Source organism: Rhodococcus sp. IEGM 1318 (genome assembly GCF_033142465.1).
Classification (GTDB): Bacteria; Actinomycetota; Actinomycetes; order Mycobacteriales; family Mycobacteriaceae; genus Rhodococcus_F; species Rhodococcus_F qingshengii_B.
On sequence record NZ_JAWLSC010000001.1, the window covers coordinates 496,724 to 517,106 of the forward strand.

Below are 20,383 nucleotides of genomic sequence, written 5' to 3' on the forward strand. Positions count from 1 at the left end.
CCGAGGCAGCCTCCGCGCATCAGGGCCAACCCTGATCTTTGTTGCGATCGCAGGTGAGGGTGGTGCCCTGATTCAGGGTTGGACCCTGATGTGTGTCTGCGTGGTTCGTGCCAGTATCGACTATGTGCAATATCTGTCAGATCCGCCGTACGTGAGCGGTCCAGCTCCCGGGTTTGCGGGAGGCCCGCCTGTCAACGGGGTACCGGTGCATGCCGTACCCATGAAGAAGGGCGTGCCCATTCCGGGTGCCGTTCCACTGCGAAAGCTGGAGCGGCGTTCCGGCGGTCGCATCGTCGCGGGCGTTGCGGGCGGTATCGCCGATCACCTCGGTATCGATGTCCTGAAAGTGCGCGTCGCCTTCACGATTCTTGCGGCGATGGCCGGATCCGGCATCGTCATTTACGGCGCCCTGTGGATCTTCACCTCCGCCGGCACGGACACGCAGAAGCCGTCCGCGGCCGAGCGGCAGCGGGCGTACGGCTTGATTGCACTCGGATTGGGCGGCGCAGCCGCGTTGTCCTGGTTGTTCAGCGGCACGGCGGGTTCGGTGCTCGCGCCGTTCTTCGTCGTCGCGATCGGTGCGGCCTTGGTGTGGCGCGAGTTCGACTCCGACGGTCCCCGTACCGTCATCGGCTTGCCGCAGCGGCCTACCGTTCTCACGTGGGCGAGGGTGGTCGGGGGAGCAACCTTGATCATCTTGGGTCTTGGCGTTGTCGTCCTTGCTCAGGTCGACCTCGAAGCACTGCGCTCGTCCCTGTTGGCTGTGGTTGTGACGCTGATCGGTGTCGGTTTGTTGACGGTGCCGCTGTGGCTGCGGATGTGGCGTGCACTCGGCGCCGAGCGTGCGGCCCGAATTCGCAACGATGAGCGTGAAGAGATCGCATCGCATCTGCACGACTCCGTACTTCAGACCTTGGCGCTGATTCAGAAGCAGTCCGACAACCCACAAGAGGTGGCGCGCCTGGCCCGCGGTCAGGAACGCGAGCTGCGCAAGTGGTTGTTCAGCGGCGGCGACATCGACCACACGAGCCTGACGGAAGGCCTGAAGATCATCGCCGGTGAAGTGGAAGACCAGCACGGTGTCACGGTCCGTCCCGTCACGGTCGGCGACGTACAACTCGAAGGCGAAGGGGTCGAGAACGGCCTGCCCAAGGAAGCGTTCACCGCGCTCCTCGGTGCGACGCGTGAAGCTCTCGTGAACTCGGCAAAGCACTCGGGGGAGAAGGAAATCAATCTGTTCGCCGAGGTCGAGGGTGATCAGGTCAGTGTGTTCGTTCGTGATCGCGGGGTCGGATTCGACGTCGACGCGGTGCCGGAGGATCGCCAGGGGCTGGCCAAGTCGATTCGTGGTCGAATCGAACGTCGAGGGGGTCGCGTCGTTGTTCGGTCAGATATCGGAAAGGGCACGGAGATCCGCGTGCACATGCCGCTCGGTGACTCTGCTCTAAAGTGGGACCAGACTGCTGACCGTGTCGACAACCCCGAGGAACAGCCCCAGTGACTTCGCTTGCGCCGCCCCCGTACCGCGTATTTCTTGTCGACGATCATGCAGTGTTCCGCTCCGGGGTGAGGGCCGAACTCTCGCGCGAGACGGATATGGATGTCGTCGGTGAGGCCGGCGGCGTCGCGGAGGCAATCGCCGGTATCAACTCGACGAAGCCGCACGTCGTTCTGCTCGATGTCCACATGCCCGACGGTGGTGGAGTGGCAGTTCTGCGCGGAATCGATTCCGGCCCGGTGTGCCTGGCGCTCAGCGTTTCCGATGCCGCCGAAGACGTGATCGCGGTGATCCGCGGCGGTGCGCGCGGGTATGTGACCAAGACGATCTCGGGATCCGAACTTGCCGAGGGCGTACGGCGCGTTGCCGGTGGTGACGCAGTGTTCGGGCCGCGCCTTGCAGGTTTCGTGTTGGACTCCTTCACCGGACGCTCCAATGCGCCGGAGCCGCAACTCGATCCGGAACTCGACTCGCTGACCCCGCGTGAACTCGAGGTGCTGCGCTTGCTGGCGCGTGGATACACCTACCGTGAAATCGCCGAGGACCTGGTGATTTCTGTGAAGACCGTCGAGACTCACGCTTCGAATGTCCTGCGAAAGACTCAGCAGTCCAACCGCAATGCGCTGACGCGTTGGGCACATCGCCGCCAGATCGACTGAATTTCCGCGCACCCTTTCGCGATTGCGTGTGAAGGCGCACCATGGACCGATGACGGAACCACTGGCGCTCGCGTCGAAGCGTGGGCGTTGGGTTGTCGCCGCTACCGTTCTCGGCTCGAGCATGGCTCTCCTCGACGGCACCGTCGTCAACATTGCTCTGCCGCATATCGGTGAAGACTTGGGTTCCGGTGTCGCCGGACTGCAGTGGACGCTCAGCGGATACACCTTGGCGTTGGCGTCGCTGATACTCCTCGGTGGTGCCCTTGGCGATCGGTGGGGTCGGCGGCGGGTATTCGTGTGGGGGACGGTCTGGTTCGCGGTCGCGTCGTTGCTGTGCGGAATTGCACCTGACATCACGTTTCTGGTGATTGCGCGGATCCTGCAGGGAGTGGGAGCGGCGCTCTTGACGCCTGGCAGCCTTGCCATCATTTCCGCGTCTCTTCGCGAGGAGGACCGCGGCGCGGCCATCGGTTTGTGGTCGGGTTTGGGTGGTGTCGCCGGCGCTGTCGGTCCGCTTTTCGGTGGTTGGCTGGTGGAAGTGGCGGGATGGCGATCGGTGTTCCTGCTCAACATTCCGTTGGCGATCGTCGTGGTGTGGGCAGCGGTGCGCCACGTGCCGGAGAGCCGGGATCCGCATCCGCCCGAGCACCTGGACGTGGTCGGATCTGCCTGCGCAGTAGTCGGTCTCGGGGCGCTGACGTACGGGCTGATCGAAGTCAACCCGATAGTCGGGCTGGTCGGGGTGCTCGCGCTGTGCCTGTTCGTTGTGGTGGAACGTCGATCGCCGAGTGCGTTGGTGCCACCTTCCCTGTTTCGTTCGCGGATGTTCGTCGCGGCCAATCTGGTGACTCTCGCGGTCTATGCGGCGCTTGGTGGTGTGTTCTTCCTGCTCGTGCTGCAATTGCAATTGGTTGCCGGGTACTCGCCGGTGGCAGCCGGGGTCGCAACCGTGCCGATCACCTTGGCGCTCTTGCTGTTGTCGTCGAGAGCGGGAAGCTACGCCCAGACCCACGGACCGCGATTGCCGATGACGGTCGGGCCGGCCGTTGCCGCGGTGGGGTTGGTGCTGATGACGCGAATCGGCCCGGAAGCGTCGTACCTGACCGTCGTGTTGCCGGGAGTTCTGGTGTTCGGGCTCGGCCTGGCGGTGATGGTGGCGCCGTTGACCGCCGCGGTGCTCGGCTCGGTGCCGGTGGAGCAGTCGGGAATTGCATCCGGTGTGAACAATGCCGTTGCCCGCACGAGCCAACTTCTTGCCGTTGCAGCTTTGCCTGCGCTCGTGGGTATCGACGCCGAGAGCCTGGTCGATCCGACGAGTTTCTCCGACGGTTTCCGTTACGCGATGTACATCTGTGTGGCGCTGCTGTTGGTCGGTGCGGTGATCGCCGCAACGCTGATCCGCACTCCGACGGTAGAGCCTGTTGAGGAAGCGGATTCGGTTGCCTGCAAGCCGCATTGCGATCTGACGGGACCTGCAGTGCAACCGAATCCGATGAGGGACTAGACGCTGATGTCGCGATCTCGGCTGGGCACCAAGGGGATTGCCGCGGCGGGAAACGCTGCGACTATCGCGAAGGCGAGCGGGTAGCCGACTACGCCGATCAGCGCACCGACCACCGGGCCTACTGCTGACGCGGCGATGAACTGCCCGGTGTTCTGTGCGCCCAACGCTTTTCCTTGCCATTTCGGCCCGGCAGCCTCGGCGACGGATGTGAACGCCAACCCGTTGTCGGCGACGCTGACGGTGGTTGCCAACAGCAGGATCAATGCCGGAACGCCCCATGGCGCTGCGTCGGCTGCTGCCATTGCCAACATGACCGCAGATGCAGAAACCGCTACCAACCGCAGTGGGCCAACTCTGCTTCCGGCGCGATCACTCCAGATACCGACAACGATGCGTCCGAGCGCACCCACGAACTGGGAGATCCCGATCAGGAGACCCGCGGGCGCAGCGTCCCATCCTTGCTCGCTGATCAGCCAGACCAGACCGAATGTCGAAAGGGTGAACTGGGGAAACACCAGCAGTGCCGAGACGACGTGGATGCGCCAGAGGAACCAGTTCGAGCGATAGGGGTTGACCGTTTCGACCGGGATATCTGTGGGCCGCGCCGCCGGCCTCGGGGGATTGATCAATGCGACGGCACAGATCAGGGCGAGAACGCCGTTGAGAGCCACCGACAGTCCGACGGCCGAACCGATCCCGACGTTTGCAGCGAGAGTCGGGATGGTCAGCGACGCAATGGTCACGCCCAAGGGCTGGGACATCTGCCGGATACCCATGGCGAGGCCGCGCCGATCCTTGGGGAACCAGCCGACCACAACACGTCCGCTGGCAGCGTTGGTGCTCGCCGCTGCCATTCCGCCCAGCAGGAACGCGATTCCGAGGAGGGCGTAGTTGTCGGTGGTGGTTGCAGCCAGCGCAGCGATCGCCGTCAGGGCGAGCCCGATGGAGATGACCCATTTCTCGCCGAATCTGTCAGCCATCGCTCCCCACGCCACGAGCGTGAGAACCATACCGAAGGTGGGTGCAGCGGCCAGGGTTCCGGCCTGCGTCAACGAGAGACCGTGCTCGGAATGCAGCAGCGGGATGAGGAAGGCGGGGGTGCTGACGAAGACGGTGCCTGCTGCCTGGGCCGCGACGCCGATTCCGAGCATCGTCCACGCCTTCGGGGAGACTGCCGTCTTTTCCAACCGCGACGCCTGCGTCATGGTGCCCTCCGATTTCTACGCTGTTCGACGGTGCCCAGGCTACGCGCGCAGTTTCACATGTTGAAACTAAAATCCCACTATTTGGTCGAATGTGGGCGTGCTGGGTTGCGACGTGCCCACCCCTTTTCGAGCGAACGGTACGACGATCGCCTTGGGTGCGCTGAAAGGTACGTTCGCTCGGGAAGGGGCTCAGCGACGGGGCAGGCGAACCGTGAAGGCCGTGCGACCATCCACCTGGTCGACGCCGATGGTGCCGCCGTGCAAGTGCACGTTCTCGACGGCAAGGGAGAGTCCGAGTCCGCTGCCCTCGCTGCGCCCGCGCGCGGTGTCGACCTTGTAAAACCGCCGGAAGATCGCCTGCCGATCTTCCGGTGAGATGCCGGGGCCGTGGTCGACGACGGTGATGACGGAGAAACCGGGTTCGACGCTCAACTCGACGCGAACCGGGGGCGCTCCGTGGCGCAGTGCGTTACCGACGAGGTTGGCGACGACTATGTCGATTCGACGCGAATCCACTCTGGCACTGACATTTTCAAGTGCGCGGAGTTCGACGGTTTCGATCCAACCGCGGCTCTCGAGTGTACGCTCGGTCAATTCGACGAGGTCGACGTCGTCGAGGACGAGGTGCGCTTGCTGAGAATCGTGGCGAGACATTTCGATGAGGTCTTCGACCAGTCGAGTGAGTTTGCCGATCTCGCTGCTCACGATGCGAGCGGCAGCAGCGGTGTCGGGCGGAAGATTGGGGATCTCTTCACGGAGGATTTCGCTGACCGGAACCAATGCGGCCAGCGGCGTTCGAAGCTCGTGGGAGACGTCGGCGACAAACCTTCTCGACTGCTCTTCCGACTCTTCCAGGCCACGGATGACCGCTTCGTTGCGAGCGACCATGTTGTTGAACGTTGTTGTGACCTGGGCGAGTTCGGCTACTCCATCTTCGGGGAGCCGGACGCTCAGGTCGCCGTCGGCGGCGCGGGCGGCGGCTTCGTCCAGGCGTTTGAGCGGACGGACAAGGGTCGACGCGATCCATAGCCCGAGCAGACCGCTCACCAACACGCCAGCGGCGAGAGTGAGGCCGACAGCTCGAAGCAGGTCGTCGAACTTGTCCTGCACTCCTACCAGCGGCCGGATGGTGACGGCTTTGACCAGTGTCTCGTTGTCGTAGCCGTCGTCTGCAGTCATGTCCATGACATTGACCGACATTCCCAACATGATGCGCTGGGAGTCGAGTCTCTCGAAGCGGATCAGTTTGGGACTGTCCAAACCGTCGTCGAAGCTGGGTGGGATCGTTGCCGCATCCACGGATCCTTGACGGATGACTTCGCCGTCGACGATCAGCGTCATGTCGGACTGGAAGATCTGTTGGAGGTTGTCAGGTGTCAACCCGTCTACCGGCGTTCCGTTGCTGTACTGCAGTTCGTCGCGAAATTGTGCCGTTGCCACGTCCTGAGCGTTGGAATAGATCCACGACCGCGCCATGAACGAGACGACGCCTGCGGTTGCCCCGGCGATGATCACGACGATTGCGATGAACACGAGCACGAGCCTGGTCCGCAGACCGTCGACCTGAAGCCAGGTCGGTCTCATCGGGCTGGGCTGGTGTTGAAGCGATACCCGAACCCGCGCACCGTTTCGATCACGGTCGGTGCGGCTGGGTCGTCCTCGATCTTTCCGCGCAGTCGCTGCACTGCTGCATCGACGATTCGGGAGTCGCCCAGGTATTCCTGGTCCCAGGCTGCGGACAACAACTGCCTGCGGCTGAGAACCTGTCCGGGGTTTTCGGTCAGCGCCAGTATCAGTCGGAGTTCGGTCGGGGTCAGGGTCAGCAGTGTCCCGGCTTTGCGTACCTGCAATGACGACCGATCCAATTCCAGGTCGCCGAACGTCTCTGCACCCGAAGCCACATCTGGACGCGTCGTTGCGGGTGCGGAGCGCCGCACGACGGCTTTGATCCGAGCGTCGAGGACACGCGGACTGGCTGGTTTGACGACGTAGTCGTCGGCACCGGCCTCGAGGCCGGCAACGGTGTCGATGTCGTCGGATCTGGCGGTCAAGATGATGATCGGGATCGAACTGCGCGTACGGATGCGTCGACAGATCTCGTAACCGTCGGCTCCCGGCAGTCCGAGGTCGAGAAGGACGAGGTCCGTGGCGCCCAGGGCGTCGTCGAAATCGCCGTTACCGTCGGGGCGATGGCTGACGTTGTGCCCGAGTCGGTTCAGTCCCAACGTGATTGCCTCGGCCACGGCTGGATCGTCTTCTATGAAAAGAATGCTCACCATGAGCTCACCATGAGCTCACCTTGGACTCGCCATGATCAGGGGCCTTCTGCGATCGGAGGAATCTCGGTCAGCCAAGGGTACAGGGGTCACACTCGCGAGAGTCGCTCGTTGCCTGAGTCTGCCAGCACCGCATGCCGTGCGACGCTGCTGTTCAACGGGAATGCCGACACAGCGAGGGTGTAGCAGCCGACGAGCAGTAGCGCACCGATCACGTCACTCGGCCGGTGCCATTGCAGCACGACTACCGAGATCGCGGTTCCGATGGTGACCAACGCACCGTTGACCGCAACGACCGCCCGCCACCTCGAGGGTGTGACGATCACGATCGCGCAGACCAGAGCAGCGATGGCCGTCAAAGTGCCGCTGGGGAAGGAATTGTGCATCACCAGACCGTTCAGGTCCGGTCGGTCCAGCGATTGTTTGAGAACCCAGGCCGTCGTGATGGGACCGAGGGTCACGACGACGACGCGTAAAGCTAGCGCAATCGGGTTGTTGCGCAATGTGATCATGAGCGCCACGAGCACTCCTCCCACTATCAGTATCGGGGTGACGAGGCCGATGAATTCGGCGGAGAACACGCTGAGGCGTGCGGAGGTGGCCGCGCCCACCATGAGTTGTTGGTCGACGATCTGACCACCGGTGGTGTTGACCGCTAATTCGAATTCGACGACTCCGAGGATCAAGAGTGCCAGTGCGGCAATCAATCTCGCTGGTTTGACTCGTGTCATGATCAGCCTTCCGCTCTCTCGTCCGAAGGGTTGCTCAGTTGTGGCGGACATTCCCCGCCGGGAGTGGTTGCCAATTCGAAATGCCACATCTCGTTTGCATAGGTCTGGCAGAGGCCGTAATCGCTGCCGTGCTGTATGAGCCAGTCGTCGGCGTCTGTCGGTCCGATGTCGACGGCTTGTCCGCTGACATGCTTCGACAGACTCGGGGAGTGCACCCACTTGGACGCTTCGTCCACGCTGCCGTACTTGACGACGGCTTCGTCGAACAGTCGCTGTTGGTATGCCGCGGACCGCCAACCCGACGTGACGTGCATGTCCACCCCGGATGCCTGTGCGTCGGCCGCTGCCGACTGGAGCGCCGCGAGCAGTGCGGAATCGAGACGGGCCAGCGCGGGCACATGAGTGTCCTGCAAACTGATGCCGTCCTCGATCTCGCCGCCTGAAGGTCCTGAATCAGGCTGAGTGGCAAGGTAGTTACCGCTCTTCGGCTGTGCTTCTTCTGTGTACGAGCACGCGCTGAGCGTGACCGCACCGAGCACGACTGCACCGAGGGTGACGAAGCGGATGATTCCGCGGTGGCTGGGCATATATCAGAGACTGCTCGGTCAGTGTCACCGGCAGATGGTCACCGTTCGTCGGCGGTGTCACGGTCTGCAACAGCTCTGTAACAGGACGGAACGGGGCTGGTGAGCGTGCGCTATGCGGGGCGCGGGATCGATGCGAAAGTCGAGAGTTCGAACCACGAAGGCAAGCTACGACGCAACGCTGTCGGCCCCGAAATGATGACGTCACCGGACCGTATTGCGTCCGACCAGGTCAGGTTACCGCGCCAGATCTCGGTCATCGGTCGCAACCCCGCAGAGACCGACACTGCAACGTCGAAACCTGGATCGATATCGCACATGTCCACCTCGCCGGAATTGATGACGAGCCACCAGTTCCGCGAATGTCCAGGCACTCCGGAGAACGCGAAGTGCACCACGGTCTTGCCGTCGGGCACCACGGAATGATCCACCCGGCGATGCATGTCCCACAGCAGCAGTTTCGGATCCAGATCTTCGTCGCCCAGCTCGCCGATCCATCTGGTGCCCCAGATGCCGAGAGCTTCGACCACAGGACGCAGTTCGCGGCCGGCATCCGTCAGACGATAGCTGACGACGTAGTCGGTTTCTTCTCGCTCCACGATGCCGGCGACCGCGAGCTGGTGAAGCCGGGTCGAGAGCAGTGTCGGTGACATTCGAGGGAGCCCGCGGCGGAGATCGTTGAAATGCTCGCTTCCCATGATCAGTTCGCGGAGGAGAAGCAGTGTCCACCGCTCGTCGAGTAGCTCCATCGCCTTGGCAACGGGGCAGAACTGGTGGTACGAGGACCCCATCTCTCGATCGTAGGCCTCCGGGGTGCTCCGGTACAGATTTCGTACTGGAGAGGAGCGAACCGACGTCGTAGCGTCGAAGTAACGGCATCAACGTTGTTGGGCTCCGAGTACGAAAAATATTGAAGGAGAACGGTAATGAGTGAATCAACGGGAACGCTCGGGCTGGACCGGGAGCTGAAGGCCAAGCATCGCGCAATGTGGGGTCTCGGTAACTATCCGGCGGTGGCGACGCAGGTCATCGCGGAACTCGGACCTGTATTGGTACGTGAATGCGGCGTGCAGAAAGGAGATCGGGTGCTCGACGTCGCGGCGGGGTCCGGCAATGCGGCGATCCCGGCGGCTGCGCTGGGTGCGCAGGTGATCGCCACCGACCTGGCTCCCGAACTATTCGTGGCAGGAAAGGAGGCCGCGGCGCTCGCGGGTGTCGAACTCGATTGGCAGGAGGCCGATGCCGAGGCTCTTCCCTTCGGCGACAACGAGTTCGACGTGGTGCTCTCGTGCGTCGGTGTGATGTTTGCCCCGCACCATCAGCGCGCCGCGGACGAATTTCTGCGAGTATGCCGATCCGGCGGAAAGATCGGAGTGCTGAGTTGGACTCCGACGGGATTCATTGGCGAGATGTTCAAAACGATGAAGCCGTATGCGCCGCCGCCACCGCCCGGCACCCAGCCGGCGCCGTTGTGGGGCGACGAGAACCATGTTCGTGATCTGCTCGGTGATGTCGACGCCAGGACAGACGTACTGCGTGTGGAGGCATTCAGCGGACCGGAAGATTTCCGTGATTTCTTCAAGAAGAATTACGGGCCGACCATCGCGGTGTACCGGAACATCGGCGACGATCCTGCCCGAACGCAGGCGCTGGACCGAGACCTGCTCGAGTTGGCGAAAAAGTACGGTGGCGGAAGTGAGCCGTTCGTGATGGAGTGGGAGTACCTGCTTCTCACCGCGACACCCGATGAGGGAGGTGCATGATGACGACGGTCGAGTTCGCGTCGCTGAAATCTGCGATCACAGGTTCTGTGTTCAGCCCCCGAGATCCGGAGTACGACGACGCCAGGTCGATCTGGAACGGCCAGATCGATCATCGGCCTGCGGTGATCGCCCGGTGCCGGTCGGCGTCGGATGTGTCTGTGGCACTTGCATTTGCCAGAGCGCATTCGTTGGAGGTTTCGGTCAGAGGTGGCGGGCATTCCTACCGCGGCACGTCGGTGTGTGAAGGCGGTGTGATGATCGATCTCAGTGCGATCAACGTAGTAACCGTCGCCCCGTCAGCGAAGCGAGCCAGGGTCGGCGGAGGTGCGACCATGGCCGACCTCGACACGGCGACGCAGGAACACGGGTTGGCGGTGACCGGCGGAGTGATCAGTGATACCGGCGTCGGTGGCCTGACGCTCGGTGGTGGCATGGGGTGGTTGACCCGCACACTCGGCCTGGCGATCGACAATCTGGTGTCGGCAGAGGTGGTGCTCGCCGACGGTTCGATCGTGCGAGCCTCCGAGGACGATCACAGCGACTTGTTCTGGGCTCTGCGCGGCGGCGGCGGGAACTTCGGAGTGGTCACCGAATTCGAGTACCGTCTGAGTGAGATCGGTCCGGAAGTGCATCTGGGACTGTTCTTCTGGGGGATGGAGGACGGGCCGGCAGCGCTTCGTCTGTGCCGTGAGGTGGTGCCTGCCCTGCCGGGAAACGCCGGTGCAATGGTTGCGGTCGGTTTGTCCGCACCGCCGGCACCGTTTGTCCCGGATCAGTTTCACCTGCTTCCCGGAAACGCGTTGCTGGTAGCCGGTTTCGGATCGGAAGAGGAACACTCGAATGCGATTGCGCCGATTCGAGACGGGGTGCCGACGCTTTTCGAATTCGTCACCCCGATCCCGTACACCGGTTTGCAATCGATGCTCGACGACTCGGAACCGTGGGGTGTGTACGCCTACGAGAAGGCTTTGGACCTGGTGGATTTCTCCGACGACGTGATCGATGTTCTGACCGAACAAGCGGGCAGGAAATCGTCGCCGATGTCCTTCATACCGATCTTTCCGCTGCAGGGAGCTTTTACTTCCGTCGGCGAGGACGAGACTGCGTTCGGTGGTTCTCGCACAACACATTACGTGTGCAACATGACGGCGACGGCCACTGATGCCGGAACGCTGGAATTGGACCGATCGTGGGTGCGTGAGACCTGGGAAGCGTTGCGTCCGTTTTCTTCCAATCAAGGTGGGTACGTCAACTTCATGACCGATGTCGACGAGGACCGAGTGCGAGCCTCCTACGGCGCGGCGAAGTATGCGCGATTGTCCGCAGTCAAGGCGAAGTACGACCCGGACAACGTGTTTCACCTCAACGCAAATATTCTGCCTGCGTAAAGCGTGCAGTCAGAGTGTGAACACCTGTCAGACCGTGAATACCAGGATGACGACGATCAGCGCGGCCAAGATGATGACGGCAACCATGCCGGTCATGGCGAGGGGAGCCCAGGCCACTACCTTGTCGCGGGTGCTGGCATCGGCGGGTCCGGTCGGTATCCGCGGCGGCCAGGAGAACATGTCCATCGGACTGGGAACGTTCCGCAGTGGCGTGTTCTGTTGCACTGCAGGAAGTCCCGTGATCGTGGATCCGGTCAGGCGATTGCGGCGGTGTGGGTCGGCAAGTTGTGTGGTCCGGTGAGCCCAGGCCGGCACGGCACCCTCGGACGAGTAGACGGGAGCGTCGATCAACTGCTCGATCGTGCCGCCGCCCGTCGCGGCTGCAGCGAGCGCGTCGCGTGCCTGAGCCATAGTCGGCCGTCGGGTGGGGTCCGGCTCGAGGAGCTGAAGGAGAACGTCGGTGAGCGGTCCGGACTTGGTGGGTCGGTAGATCTCGGCCTTGGCGACACGATGCAGGAGGGCGATGGCGTCCGAGTCGATGCCGAAGGGCGGCTGGCCCTCGATCACCGTGTAGAGCGTCGACCCGAGTGAGAAGACGTCGCTGGCCTCGGTGGGGTCGTCGCCGCGGGCAACTTCGGGCGCGAAGTACGCGGGAGTGCCGGTGATGACCTCGTCCTGGGTGTCGGACACGTCGCTCTTCGCGCGGGCGATGCCGAAGTCGCTGATCTTGACGGTGCCGAGGGACTTGCCTCGGTCTGCGATCAGGATGTTGCCGGGTTTGATGTCGCGGTGGACGATGCCGGCGGCGTGCGCTTCGGTGAGTGCCGCAGCGATCTGGGCGCCGATCTGCGCGACTTCGAGTGGTGGCAACGTATCGGCCAGGTTCATGGCCTGAGCGAGGCTGCGGGCCGGGAAGTACTCCATGACCAACCAGGGTTCGCCGGACTCGATCGCGACGTCGTACATGGCGATGGAGTGGGGATGGGTGAGCTTTGCGGCGTTCCTGCCCTCGCGCAATGTGCGTTCGCGGACCTCTTCGGCCGTTTCGGTGTCGAGGCCTTCCGTGCTTGTGACCTGTTTCACCGCGACGTCACGGCTGAGGAGGGTGTCGCGGGCCAGCCAGACGGCGCCCATCCCTCCGTCGCCGATCTTGGAGCGGAGTCGGTACCGCCCCGCCAGCAGGTATTCGGGCCCGATGCCCCTCCCGGTCTGCTCCTGAGCTGTCACATCTCAAGGTTAATGGATTGATGCCACTGTGACGCTCGAGGCTCCTGTGAACTGGGTTTTTGGCTCTGCTTGACGTGTCGGGGGTGACACGGTTTACTGAAAACAGTTCGAAAATATGTTCGAAATTGCTGTTCGTTGGATGCATGTCAAACCCGACTTCCCCGCGGTTTGCCGGCTGGTTATGGATTGCGACCAGTGAGTTTTTTTCCGGTGTTCCGGAGGATGGGGATGACCGAGGTGACCGAGTTGGTAGAGCTGTCGGCAGATGCGGCGGGGTTGTCCCGTCAGGATCGGCTGGCACAGCTCCGCCGACAGATCGCGTCCATTCCGTCTCGGGGCGATAAGTCGTTCTCCGGACCGAGTGCGTCTGTTACCGGTGTGTCCGCTACCGGTGTTTCCGGGACAAGTGCAGCAGCGTCCGAGAGTGTTGCGGACAGGGACAGGCCGGTCGTGGACCGCGCGCACAAGGCTGGTGTTCTCCCGGTGCCGGAAGGTATCGGGGCATTGTTGCCGCAGGGCGGTTTGGTACGCGGAACCGTGGTGTCTGTCGACGGCGCGGCCTCCTTGCTTTTGGGATTGGTCGCGTCGGTGACGGCGTCCGGAGGGCATGTTGCAGTCATCGGGCAGCCTCGACTGGGATTGCTGGCGGCGTACGAGATGGGTGCGCAACTGGAACGTCTGGCACTCATTCCGGCGCCTGGGCCGGATCCGGTCGAGATCGCCGCTGTGCTGCTCGACGGTATGGACCTGGTGATTCTGGGATTGGCGGGCGCATCGGTATCCCCGTCGCGTGCTCGGGCGGTAGTGGCACGCGCTCGGAGCAAGGGCTCGACTCTTGTTGTCACCGAAGGTCACTGGGACGGAGCCGAGGTTCGGTTGGACGCTCGGGTTCATGGTTACGGTGGGTTCGGTCAGGGCCGGGAGTTGGGGCGTGGTCGGCTCAGTTCCCTGAGCCTCGCGGTTCGTGCACGGGGGCGCTCGTTCCAGCCCCGGACCACGCGCCTGGACATCTGCAGTGCAGCCGGGCGGGTCGAATGGGTGCCTTCCCGGCCGGTGGAGGCTGTGTCGGAGCAGGTGGTGTCGTCGCAGGTGGTGTCACTGTGAGCAGAGTTCTGGCGTTGTGGTGCCCGGACTGGCCGGCGGTGGCAGCGGCAGCACTTGCCGATCTTCCGGCAACGCATCCCGTCGCGGTTACCTCGGGTAATCGGGTGATCGCATGTTCGGCGACGGCCCGCGCGGAGGGAGTTCGCCGAGGACTGCGTCGACGCGAGTCGCAGGCCCGCTGCCCGGAACTGTATGTGGCGACGGCAGATCCGGAACGCGACGCCAGATTGTTCGAGCCGGTCGCCGCGGCCATCGATGCGGTGGCACCGGGCGTCGAGGTACTCCGTCCTGGTTTGTTGGTGCTCAGTGCGCGAGGTGTCAGTCGGTACTTCGGTTCGGAGGAAGCCGCGGCGGAACGATTGGTGGATCAGGCATCTGCTGCGGGCGTCGAGAGTCAGGTGGGTGTGGCGGATCAGCTGTCCACGGCGGTCATTGCCGCGCGCCGGGCAGCGCTGGTGCCGCCGGGGGAGGGAGCACGGTTTCTGGCGCCGCTACCCATGCCGGAGTTGGCGGCCGAGCCCAGCCTCTCTGCGCCGCATCGCGGGGAGTTGGTGGATCTGCTGCGCAGGCTCGGTATCAGGACCATCGGTGCTTTCGCAGATCTACCGGCAGTGGACGTCGCTTCGCGTTTCGGTGCCGATGCGGTGCTCGCGCATCGTGCGGCGCGCGGTGAGCCCGAGCGGCCACCGTCGGCGCGGACGCTTCCGCCGGATCTGGAAGTGGAGCAGCACTACGATCCGTCGATCGAGCGGGTGGATGCCGCAGCGTTTGCCGGGCGCGCCTTGGCGAGTCTGCTGCACGACAAGCTGTCCGCCGCCGCGGTGGCGTGTACGCGTCTGTCGATTTCGGCCAGCACGGGTAACGGTGAAAATCTCTCTCGGACTTGGCGTTGCGCCGAACCTCTGACGCCGGAGGGAACGGCCGATCGAGTGCGTTGGCAACTGGACGGCTGGCTCACCGGGCGCAGTGAGACCCGGCCGACCGCAGGCATAGCGGTGTTGCGTCTGGAGCCGGTGGAGGTGGTCAGTGCCGGTGCCTTGCAGTTGGGGCTGTGGGGCGGTGTCGGCGACGAGGAGGAGCGGGCCAGGCGAGCATTGGTGCGCGTGCAAGGTCTTCTGGGCGGCGAATCGGTTCAGGTCGGTGTCCTGAGCGGTGGTCGAGGGCCCTCGGAGCGAATTACCTTGTTGCCCTTGGGAGACGAGCGGGTAGCTGCCCATGATCCGACAGCCCCGTGGCCTGGTCGTCTGCCGCAGCCGTCTCCGGGGTCGATTTTCGTCGACAATCCCAAGGTATGGCTGGGGGATGTGACCGGCAACGCCGTGTACGTCACTGAGCGCGGTGTCTTCAGCTCGCAGCCGGGAAGGCTGAAGTGGGGGAGCAAGGAATGGGCAGTGCAGGGATGGGCCGGGCCCTGGCCGGTGGACGAGCGATGGTGGGACGCAGCCTCGGCGCGCACGGCCGCGCGGGCTCAGGTGCTGTTGGAGGAATCGCGTGCGTTGCTGATGATCTGTGAAGGCGGTGGATGGTCGGTGGAGGGTGTGTACGAATGAACTCACGGGTATAGCCAGCTGTACCTGAATGGTCGAGTCGACTGTACGAACAGTAGGGGCGCTGGCGCCATCGTACTGACGCCGTCGGGCACCTAGCGTTGATGACATTCAAAAACTCACTGTTGCAATGATTCTCGTCGTTGCAACTCTTCGCGAGGAGTGTCATGAAAACGGCGGGCAGATCTGACGTTTCCGGAACCGATCGACTTCACTACCAGCCGACGGAACTACACGACGCACAACTTCTGGCGTACGACGAGACCGGCGAAGGCCGGATCGTGGAGGTGTTCGGGGACGTCGCCACAGCCGAGCACATCATGATCTTCGTGCCAGGCAACGACAACGGACTGGGAAACTACTTCGACGAGAACCGTCCGACCGGCCCACGCGCGAGCGGATGGACACTGGGAAGGATGCTCCGAACGCTCGGGCCGAACGACCGCGTCGCGGTGATCGTATGGGTCGGCTATCGGACGCCGTGGGGATTTCTCGAGTCGTTCTCTCGGACACTTGCAGAACGCGGTGCGATAGATCTGGCGCGGTTGACTCGTATCCTGCCGCGTTCGGCGCATGTCACGCTCGTCGGACACAGCTACGGGGCGGTGGTGTGCGGACTCGCTCTCCCGTCGGCGCGGGCGGACGATTGCGTGGTGCTGGGCAGTCCGGGGATGGGTACCAGTTCGCGCGAGGACCTGTGCTTTGCCGGAAATCTCTGGGCTGCGCTTGGTCCGTCGGACTGGATCCGGTATTTCCCACGCGTGAAGATCGGCCGCCTCGGGCACGGCCCGTCTCCAGTTCGGGCGCAGCACGGAGCCATAGTTTTCGACACCGGCGCCATTCGAGGGCATTGCGGATACTTCGCCGATGCAAGCGAGTCGCTGTGCAACATCGCGAGGATCGGGCTCGCTCGCTACGACGAGATCACGAGACCAGGGGAGTTGCCGCCTCGGCTGACCGCGTCAGCAATCCGCGAGGACAGGTCTATCCTGGGAACTCGTGAGTGTCGCTAACGTACGAAGTGCCGGCGGGGTCCAGATCAGCTACCGCGATTCCGGCGCGCATCCCAGTGTGGCCGATCTGCCTCCAGTAGTTCTCGTGCACGGGATGGGCGGCGACAGCGGTACCTGGGACAAGTTCGCGCGGACCTTGCGTTCGCGCAACCGGCGAGTCGTCTCGGTCGATCTTCGCGGCCACGGCCGGAGCGCTCGGGCGTCGTCGTACCTGTTCGACGAGTTCGCGGACGACGTCATGGACGTGTGTGATCATCTCGAACTCGATCAGGTGGATCTGGTCGGCCATTCGCTCGGCGGGCACGCGGCGTCGTTGATCGCTCAGAAACGTCCCACTGTGGTACGGAAGTTGGTCATCGAGGAAGCGCCGTTGCCACTACGCGCAGGTGACCCGGAACAGGTGTTCGCGAGGAAATTGCCGAGTGTGCCAGAACTGTGGCACGCCACAACAAGTTTGGTGCGACATCCGCGAGCCGCGCTGACGTTCGATCGCTCGATGACGCGGTCCGCGCTCGAGCAGTTCCGCCGACCGGATCCGCAGTGGTGGGATCGCTTGCCACTCATCGAGGCCGACATGTTGTTCCTGCGTGGAGGTCTGGGCGGGATGGTGGACCCCGTTCGCCTCGACGCTGTTGCGGCCACTGTCGCGCGCTGCGAATTGGTCTCCTTCCGCACCGGCCACAGTGTCCACCGCGACGGGCATCGCCAATTCGAATCCGTTGTGTTGCCGTTCATTTCCTGAAAGTGGAATATCCGATCAGTTCCGGGAACAACCCATCCACAACGCGTGCGGCACCGAATGTACTTCCATGCACACCAACGGCAACGACTGGTCCGCACACGAATACGTCGACGCGGTAGCACGATCCGTTCACGGTGAGACAGTTCGATGGCCGCAGGGTCCGAGCACGGATGCGGTGATCGTTCTCCCCGTTCATGCCCGAAACCATCCGGGGAAGAACGCAGTTCTGCTCTGGAATCACGACTTCGGTTGGTCGTGGGGCGTCGAGGAGGCTGATGTGCGAAGGACGATTTCGATAGTCGACACTCTCGGCATCGGACGGACACCCGATCCGCTGCGCTGTGCGGATCGGGTAATCGAGCTGATCAGCGCTCAGGCAGTTTGCTCGAGCATGTGTAGCGAACACTGATTCGGTCAACTCTGGGGCGACAACGGCTCCGAGAGGACGACGCCCGTGAATCCAGAGAACGTTCCAGCCTCGCATTGTCATTCACTGCCGCGCCGGACGTTCCTTGGTGGCGTCGGTGCTCTTGTCCTCGCCGGAGTGGCAGACGTCGCAACCGGCGCGGTGAGCGCGGCGTCGGCACACGCAGCGCCCGCCGATCGGTTTCCACAGAAACCCAACATCGTTGTCATCATCACCGATCAGGAACGCCGGCCGATGTACTGGCCGCAGGGCTGGGCTGATCAGAACCTGCCCCACCGCAAGAGGATTGCCGATCACGGGCTGACATTCGACCAGGCGGTGTGCAACACCGCGATGTGCTCGCCGAGTCGCAGTACGTTCTTCACCGGCCTCTACCCCGCGCAGCACGGGGTCACGAGAACGCTCACCGAAGGCGGCACCGTTTCACCCACCGAGCCACAGTTGCAGGTCTCCGAACAGAACATGGCAAAGCTGCTGGCGTCGGCCGGCTACAACGTCCAGTACCGGGGGAAATGGCATCTGAGCAAAGGCGTCGACGGCGGTGATCCGACAAGCGAGGACGTGGCGGGATTCGGCTTCGAAGGGTGGATTCCGCCGGACGCTGGCCAGGACACCAATCCGGATCATTTCGGCGGCGGGTGCGCAGACCACGACCGCCGTGTTGCCGAGGAGGCAGTCGATTTTCTCTCCGGACCAGCAGTCACGTCCGGACAGCCCTGGGCGCTGATCGTCTCGTTCGTGAACCCACACGATGTCCTCGCGTACCCCCAGACCTGGAATGCGATGAACGGAACGTGCGACAACTACGGATCGGACGCACCAGGCGCCTTCGAGCAAGGTATCGACCTGCCGCCCACCTTCGACGAGATCCTGGCGCTCAATCACAAACCGACGGCACAGGTTCAGTCGGAATTGCTGCTCGCAGCCGGGCTCGGGCCGCTGCTCGGACCCGATCAGGCGCGCAACTACATCAACTTCTACGCCTACATGCACAAGGTGGTCGACGAACACATCGGCAGCGTGCTCGACGCGATCGAAGCCACCCCGCAGATGCTCGACGACACGGTAATCGTTCGGATGTCCGACCACGGGGAGATGGGGATGAGCCACGGAGGTTTGCGGCAGAAGGTGTTCAACGCCTACGAGGAAACGCTGCGCGTTCCACTGGTCATCAGCAACCCCTTGCTGTTTCCCGAGCCCGTTCGCACCGACGCCCTGGCGTCGCTGATCGACGTGATGCCCACGCTCGCCACTCTCGCCCAAGCGCCCGCGCGTGAATCGTGGAACTTCTTGGGCACTGATCTGACGCCGGTCATCGTCGACGCTGCGGCCTACCCGCAAAGTCCCAGCGCACAGGTTCAGGACACGATCCTGTTCACCTACGACGATCAGAACTGCGCAACGCCCGACGGTCAGAACATCGTCACGCAGCCTAATCACATTCGGTGCATACGTGAGAGTCGATGGAAGTACACGATGTACTTCGATCCGGCGGGAGTTGCTGCGCCGCAATACGAACTCTACGACTTACAGGCCGACCCCTTGGAACTGAACAATCTAGCCAATCCGCTCAATATCGGCTCGTATCGGCCGGATCTGGCGGCTCAGATGAACGCCAAGCTCTTCGCAGTGATGGAGACCAAGGGCGTTTCTCTGAAGGAATAGATCGAATTTCGCCAAAACTGATTCACGTTTCAGTTCTGCGGGCATGCTGATGGGGCATCTGTCTTCGGTTCGGGAAGAAGGAATGTCATGACTGTCACCTCGCCGGGGCGAGAAGGTTTCAATACTCTTCGGTCGGGAGGGTTGAACTGGGATTCGTTCCCACTCCGATTGTTCACCAAGGGAAATGCCAAATTCTGGAACCCAACCGACCTCGATTTTTCCCAGGATGCCCGCGACTGGCAGGAGCTGACCAGCGAGCAACAGCGCAGTGCCACCTTCCTGTGCGCGCAGTTCATTGCCGGTGAAGAAGCCGTCACCGAAGACATTCAACCGTTCATGAAAGCGATGTCGACCGAGGGCAGGTTCGGCGACGAGATGTACTTGACGCAGTTCTGTTTCGAGGAAGCCAAGCACACCCAGGTATTTCGGCTGTGGATGGACGAAGTGGGATTGACCAGTGACCTGCATTCCTACGTCGCTGACAATCCGTACTACCGGCAACTGTTCTACGAGGAGCTGCCGTCGTCGCTACGCATTCTCGAGACGGATCCCAGCCCGGTCAACCAGGTGCGTGCCAGTGTCACGTACAACCATGTCATCGAGGGCAGTCTGGCGTTGACGGGCTACTACGCCTGGCAGAAAGTCTGTGCGACACGCGGGATTCTGCCGGGGATGCAGCAATTGGTGCGAAAGATCGGCGACGACGAACGACGGCACATGGCGTGGGGAACGTTCACCTGCCGCAGGCACGTCGCCGCCGACGATCACAACTGGGACGTCGTCCAGCAGCGGATGGGTGAACTCATGCCCATGGCGCTCGGAATGATCAACTGGGTCAACGATCAATTCGAGGTGCAGCCGTTCGGTTTGGACAATCAGGAGTTCCTCGAGTATGCCGCAGACCGTGCGCAGCGCCGACTTTCGGCGATCGAGTCTGCGCGCGGGCGCGACGTCGCCGAGATCGACCTCGACTATTCGCCGGAGACTCTCGAGGAAAAGTTCGGGGCAGAAGATGCCGCTGCGATGAGTGAGGCGGCCGGCTGAAATCGA

At 63.0% G+C, this 20,383-nt stretch carries 19 protein-coding genes; 12 read left to right on the top strand and 7 right to left on the bottom strand.

Annotation, left to right across the window (positions count from 1 at the left end; translation table 11 throughout):
* Window positions 1-220: 220 nt before the first annotated feature.
* Genes R4P65_RS02285 through R4P65_RS02295 form a run of 3 tightly spaced genes read left to right on the top strand, consistent with a single transcriptional unit; the run spans window position 221 to window position 3,661 of the window.
* Window positions 221-1,501, top strand: a complete 1,281-nt coding sequence (locus R4P65_RS02285; RefSeq protein ID WP_037134353.1) for an ATP-binding protein — start codon at window positions 221-223, stop codon at window positions 1,499-1,501.
* Window positions 1,498-2,157 carry a response regulator gene (locus R4P65_RS02290; protein WP_020969075.1) on the top strand — a complete coding sequence of 220 codons (660 nt, stop codon included), beginning with the start codon at window positions 1,498-1,500 and terminating at the stop codon, window positions 2,155-2,157. Before R4P65_RS02285 ends, R4P65_RS02290 begins: the two co-directional genes overlap by 4 nt.
* A gap of 49 nt (window positions 2,158-2,206) precedes the next feature.
* Window positions 2,207-3,661, top strand: coding sequence for an MFS transporter (locus R4P65_RS02295; RefSeq protein ID WP_317825284.1), 1,455 nt, complete (start codon window positions 2,207-2,209; stop codon window positions 3,659-3,661).
* Here R4P65_RS02295 and R4P65_RS02300 read toward each other — a convergent pair.
* The 6 genes from R4P65_RS02300 to R4P65_RS02325 form a co-directional block, all read right to left on the bottom strand.
* Window positions 3,658-4,866, bottom strand: a complete 1,209-nt coding sequence (locus R4P65_RS02300; RefSeq protein ID WP_317825285.1) for an MFS transporter — start codon at window positions 4,864-4,866, stop codon at window positions 3,658-3,660. The genes R4P65_RS02295 and R4P65_RS02300 overlap by 4 nt on opposite strands.
* Before the next feature lie 189 nt (window positions 4,867-5,055).
* Entirely contained in the window at window positions 5,056-6,450 is a 1,395-nt protein-coding gene (locus R4P65_RS02305) for an ATP-binding protein (RefSeq protein ID WP_317825286.1), read from the bottom strand.
* The gene (locus tag R4P65_RS02310; protein ID WP_317825287.1) at window positions 6,447-7,145 is read right to left on the bottom strand and encodes a response regulator transcription factor; all 699 of its coding nucleotides are present in this window, start codon (window positions 7,143-7,145) and stop codon (window positions 6,447-6,449) included. Before R4P65_RS02310 ends, R4P65_RS02305 begins: the two co-directional genes overlap by 4 nt.
* An 86-nt stretch (window positions 7,146-7,231) precedes the next feature.
* Complete coding sequence (locus R4P65_RS02315; protein WP_317825288.1) at window positions 7,232-7,873, bottom strand: phosphatase PAP2 family protein; 642 nt, start codon at window positions 7,871-7,873, stop codon at window positions 7,232-7,234.
* Window positions 7,874-7,875: 2 nt separating this feature from the next.
* Window positions 7,876-8,460, bottom strand: a complete 585-nt coding sequence (locus tag R4P65_RS02320; protein ID WP_317825289.1) for a M15 family metallopeptidase — start codon at window positions 8,458-8,460, stop codon at window positions 7,876-7,878.
* 110 nt (window positions 8,461-8,570) lie between these two features.
* Window positions 8,571-9,248, bottom strand: coding sequence for a winged helix-turn-helix transcriptional regulator (locus R4P65_RS02325; RefSeq protein WP_230812300.1), 678 nt, complete (start codon window positions 9,246-9,248; stop codon window positions 8,571-8,573).
* Window positions 9,249-9,383: 135 nt separating this feature from the next.
* Here R4P65_RS02325 and R4P65_RS02330 point away from each other — a divergent pair, with 135 nt between their 5' ends.
* Entirely contained in the window at window positions 9,384-10,220 is an 837-nt protein-coding gene (locus R4P65_RS02330; protein ID WP_317825290.1) for a class I SAM-dependent methyltransferase, read from the top strand.
* Window positions 10,217-11,608 carry an FAD-binding oxidoreductase gene (locus R4P65_RS02335; protein ID WP_317825291.1) on the top strand — a complete coding sequence of 464 codons (1,392 nt, stop codon included), beginning with the start codon at window positions 10,217-10,219 and terminating at the stop codon, window positions 11,606-11,608. The genes R4P65_RS02330 and R4P65_RS02335 overlap by 4 nt, the downstream gene beginning before the upstream one ends.
* A 27-nt stretch (window positions 11,609-11,635) precedes the next feature.
* Here the strand turns inward: R4P65_RS02335 and R4P65_RS02340 are convergent, their stop codons facing one another.
* Window positions 11,636-12,835, bottom strand: a complete 1,200-nt coding sequence (locus tag R4P65_RS02340; RefSeq protein ID WP_230812303.1) for a serine/threonine-protein kinase — start codon at window positions 12,833-12,835, stop codon at window positions 11,636-11,638.
* Window positions 12,836-13,063: 228 nt separating this feature from the next.
* Here R4P65_RS02340 and R4P65_RS02345 point away from each other — a divergent pair, with 228 nt between their 5' ends.
* The 7 genes from R4P65_RS02345 to R4P65_RS02375 all read left to right on the top strand — a co-directional run bounded on the left by R4P65_RS02345 (window position 13,064) and on the right by R4P65_RS02375 (window position 20,377).
* Window positions 13,064-13,939, top strand: coding sequence for a hypothetical protein (locus tag R4P65_RS02345; RefSeq protein WP_317825292.1), 876 nt, complete (start codon window positions 13,064-13,066; stop codon window positions 13,937-13,939).
* Window positions 13,936-15,489, top strand: coding sequence for a DNA polymerase Y family protein (locus R4P65_RS02350; protein ID WP_317825293.1), 1,554 nt, complete (start codon window positions 13,936-13,938; stop codon window positions 15,487-15,489). Before R4P65_RS02345 ends, R4P65_RS02350 begins: the two co-directional genes overlap by 4 nt.
* A gap of 164 nt (window positions 15,490-15,653) precedes the next feature.
* Window positions 15,654-16,499: an alpha/beta hydrolase gene (locus tag R4P65_RS02355; RefSeq protein ID WP_317825294.1), complete on the top strand. Its 846-nt coding sequence runs from the start codon at window positions 15,654-15,656 to the stop codon at window positions 16,497-16,499.
* A complete protein-coding gene (locus R4P65_RS02360) occupies window positions 16,486-17,241 on the top strand; it encodes an alpha/beta fold hydrolase (protein ID WP_230812307.1) in 756 nt (251 codons plus the stop codon). Before R4P65_RS02355 ends, R4P65_RS02360 begins: the two co-directional genes overlap by 14 nt.
* 67 nt (window positions 17,242-17,308) lie before the next feature.
* Window positions 17,309-17,650 (top strand): DUF6292 family protein, encoded by a 342-nt coding sequence (locus tag R4P65_RS02365; RefSeq protein ID WP_230812308.1) that lies wholly within the window; start codon window positions 17,309-17,311, stop codon window positions 17,648-17,650.
* A gap of 45 nt (window positions 17,651-17,695) precedes the next feature.
* Window positions 17,696-19,333, top strand: a complete 1,638-nt coding sequence (locus tag R4P65_RS02370; RefSeq protein WP_317825295.1) for a sulfatase-like hydrolase/transferase — start codon at window positions 17,696-17,698, stop codon at window positions 19,331-19,333.
* An 87-nt stretch (window positions 19,334-19,420) separates the two neighbouring features.
* Window positions 19,421-20,377, top strand: a complete 957-nt coding sequence (locus tag R4P65_RS02375; protein ID WP_230812310.1) for a R2-like ligand-binding oxidase — start codon at window positions 19,421-19,423, stop codon at window positions 20,375-20,377.
* The last annotated feature ends 6 nt before the right edge of the window (window positions 20,378-20,383 follow it).

Coding starts and splice junctions, on each gene's coding strand:
- R4P65_RS02285 (WP_037134353.1), top strand. CDS start 221: ATGAAGAAGGGCGTGCCCATTCCGGGTGCCGTTCCACTGCGAAAGCTG.
- R4P65_RS02295 (WP_317825284.1), top strand. CDS start 2,207: ATGACGGAACCACTGGCGCTCGCGTCGAAGCGTGGGCGTTGGGTTGTC.
- R4P65_RS02300 (WP_317825285.1), bottom strand. CDS start 4,866: ATGACGCAGGCGTCGCGGTTGGAAAAGACGGCAGTCTCCCCGAAGGCG.
- R4P65_RS02305 (WP_317825286.1), bottom strand. CDS start 6,450: ATGAGACCGACCTGGCTTCAGGTCGACGGTCTGCGGACCAGGCTCGTG.
- R4P65_RS02310 (WP_317825287.1), bottom strand. CDS start 7,145: ATGGTGAGCATTCTTTTCATAGAAGACGATCCAGCCGTGGCCGAGGCA.
- R4P65_RS02315 (WP_317825288.1), bottom strand. CDS start 7,873: ATGACACGAGTCAAACCAGCGAGATTGATTGCCGCACTGGCACTCTTG.
- R4P65_RS02320 (WP_317825289.1), bottom strand. CDS start 8,460: ATGCCCAGCCACCGCGGAATCATCCGCTTCGTCACCCTCGGTGCAGTC.
- R4P65_RS02325 (WP_230812300.1), bottom strand. CDS start 9,248: ATGGGGTCCTCGTACCACCAGTTCTGCCCCGTTGCCAAGGCGATGGAG.
- R4P65_RS02330 (WP_317825290.1), top strand. CDS start 9,384: ATGAGTGAATCAACGGGAACGCTCGGGCTGGACCGGGAGCTGAAGGCC.
- R4P65_RS02335 (WP_317825291.1), top strand. CDS start 10,217: ATGATGACGACGGTCGAGTTCGCGTCGCTGAAATCTGCGATCACAGGT.
- R4P65_RS02345 (WP_317825292.1), top strand. CDS start 13,064: ATGACCGAGGTGACCGAGTTGGTAGAGCTGTCGGCAGATGCGGCGGGG.
- R4P65_RS02355 (WP_317825294.1), top strand. CDS start 15,654: ATGAAAACGGCGGGCAGATCTGACGTTTCCGGAACCGATCGACTTCAC.
- R4P65_RS02365 (WP_230812308.1), top strand. CDS start 17,309: ATGCACACCAACGGCAACGACTGGTCCGCACACGAATACGTCGACGCG.
- R4P65_RS02375 (WP_230812310.1), top strand. CDS start 19,421: ATGACTGTCACCTCGCCGGGGCGAGAAGGTTTCAATACTCTTCGGTCG.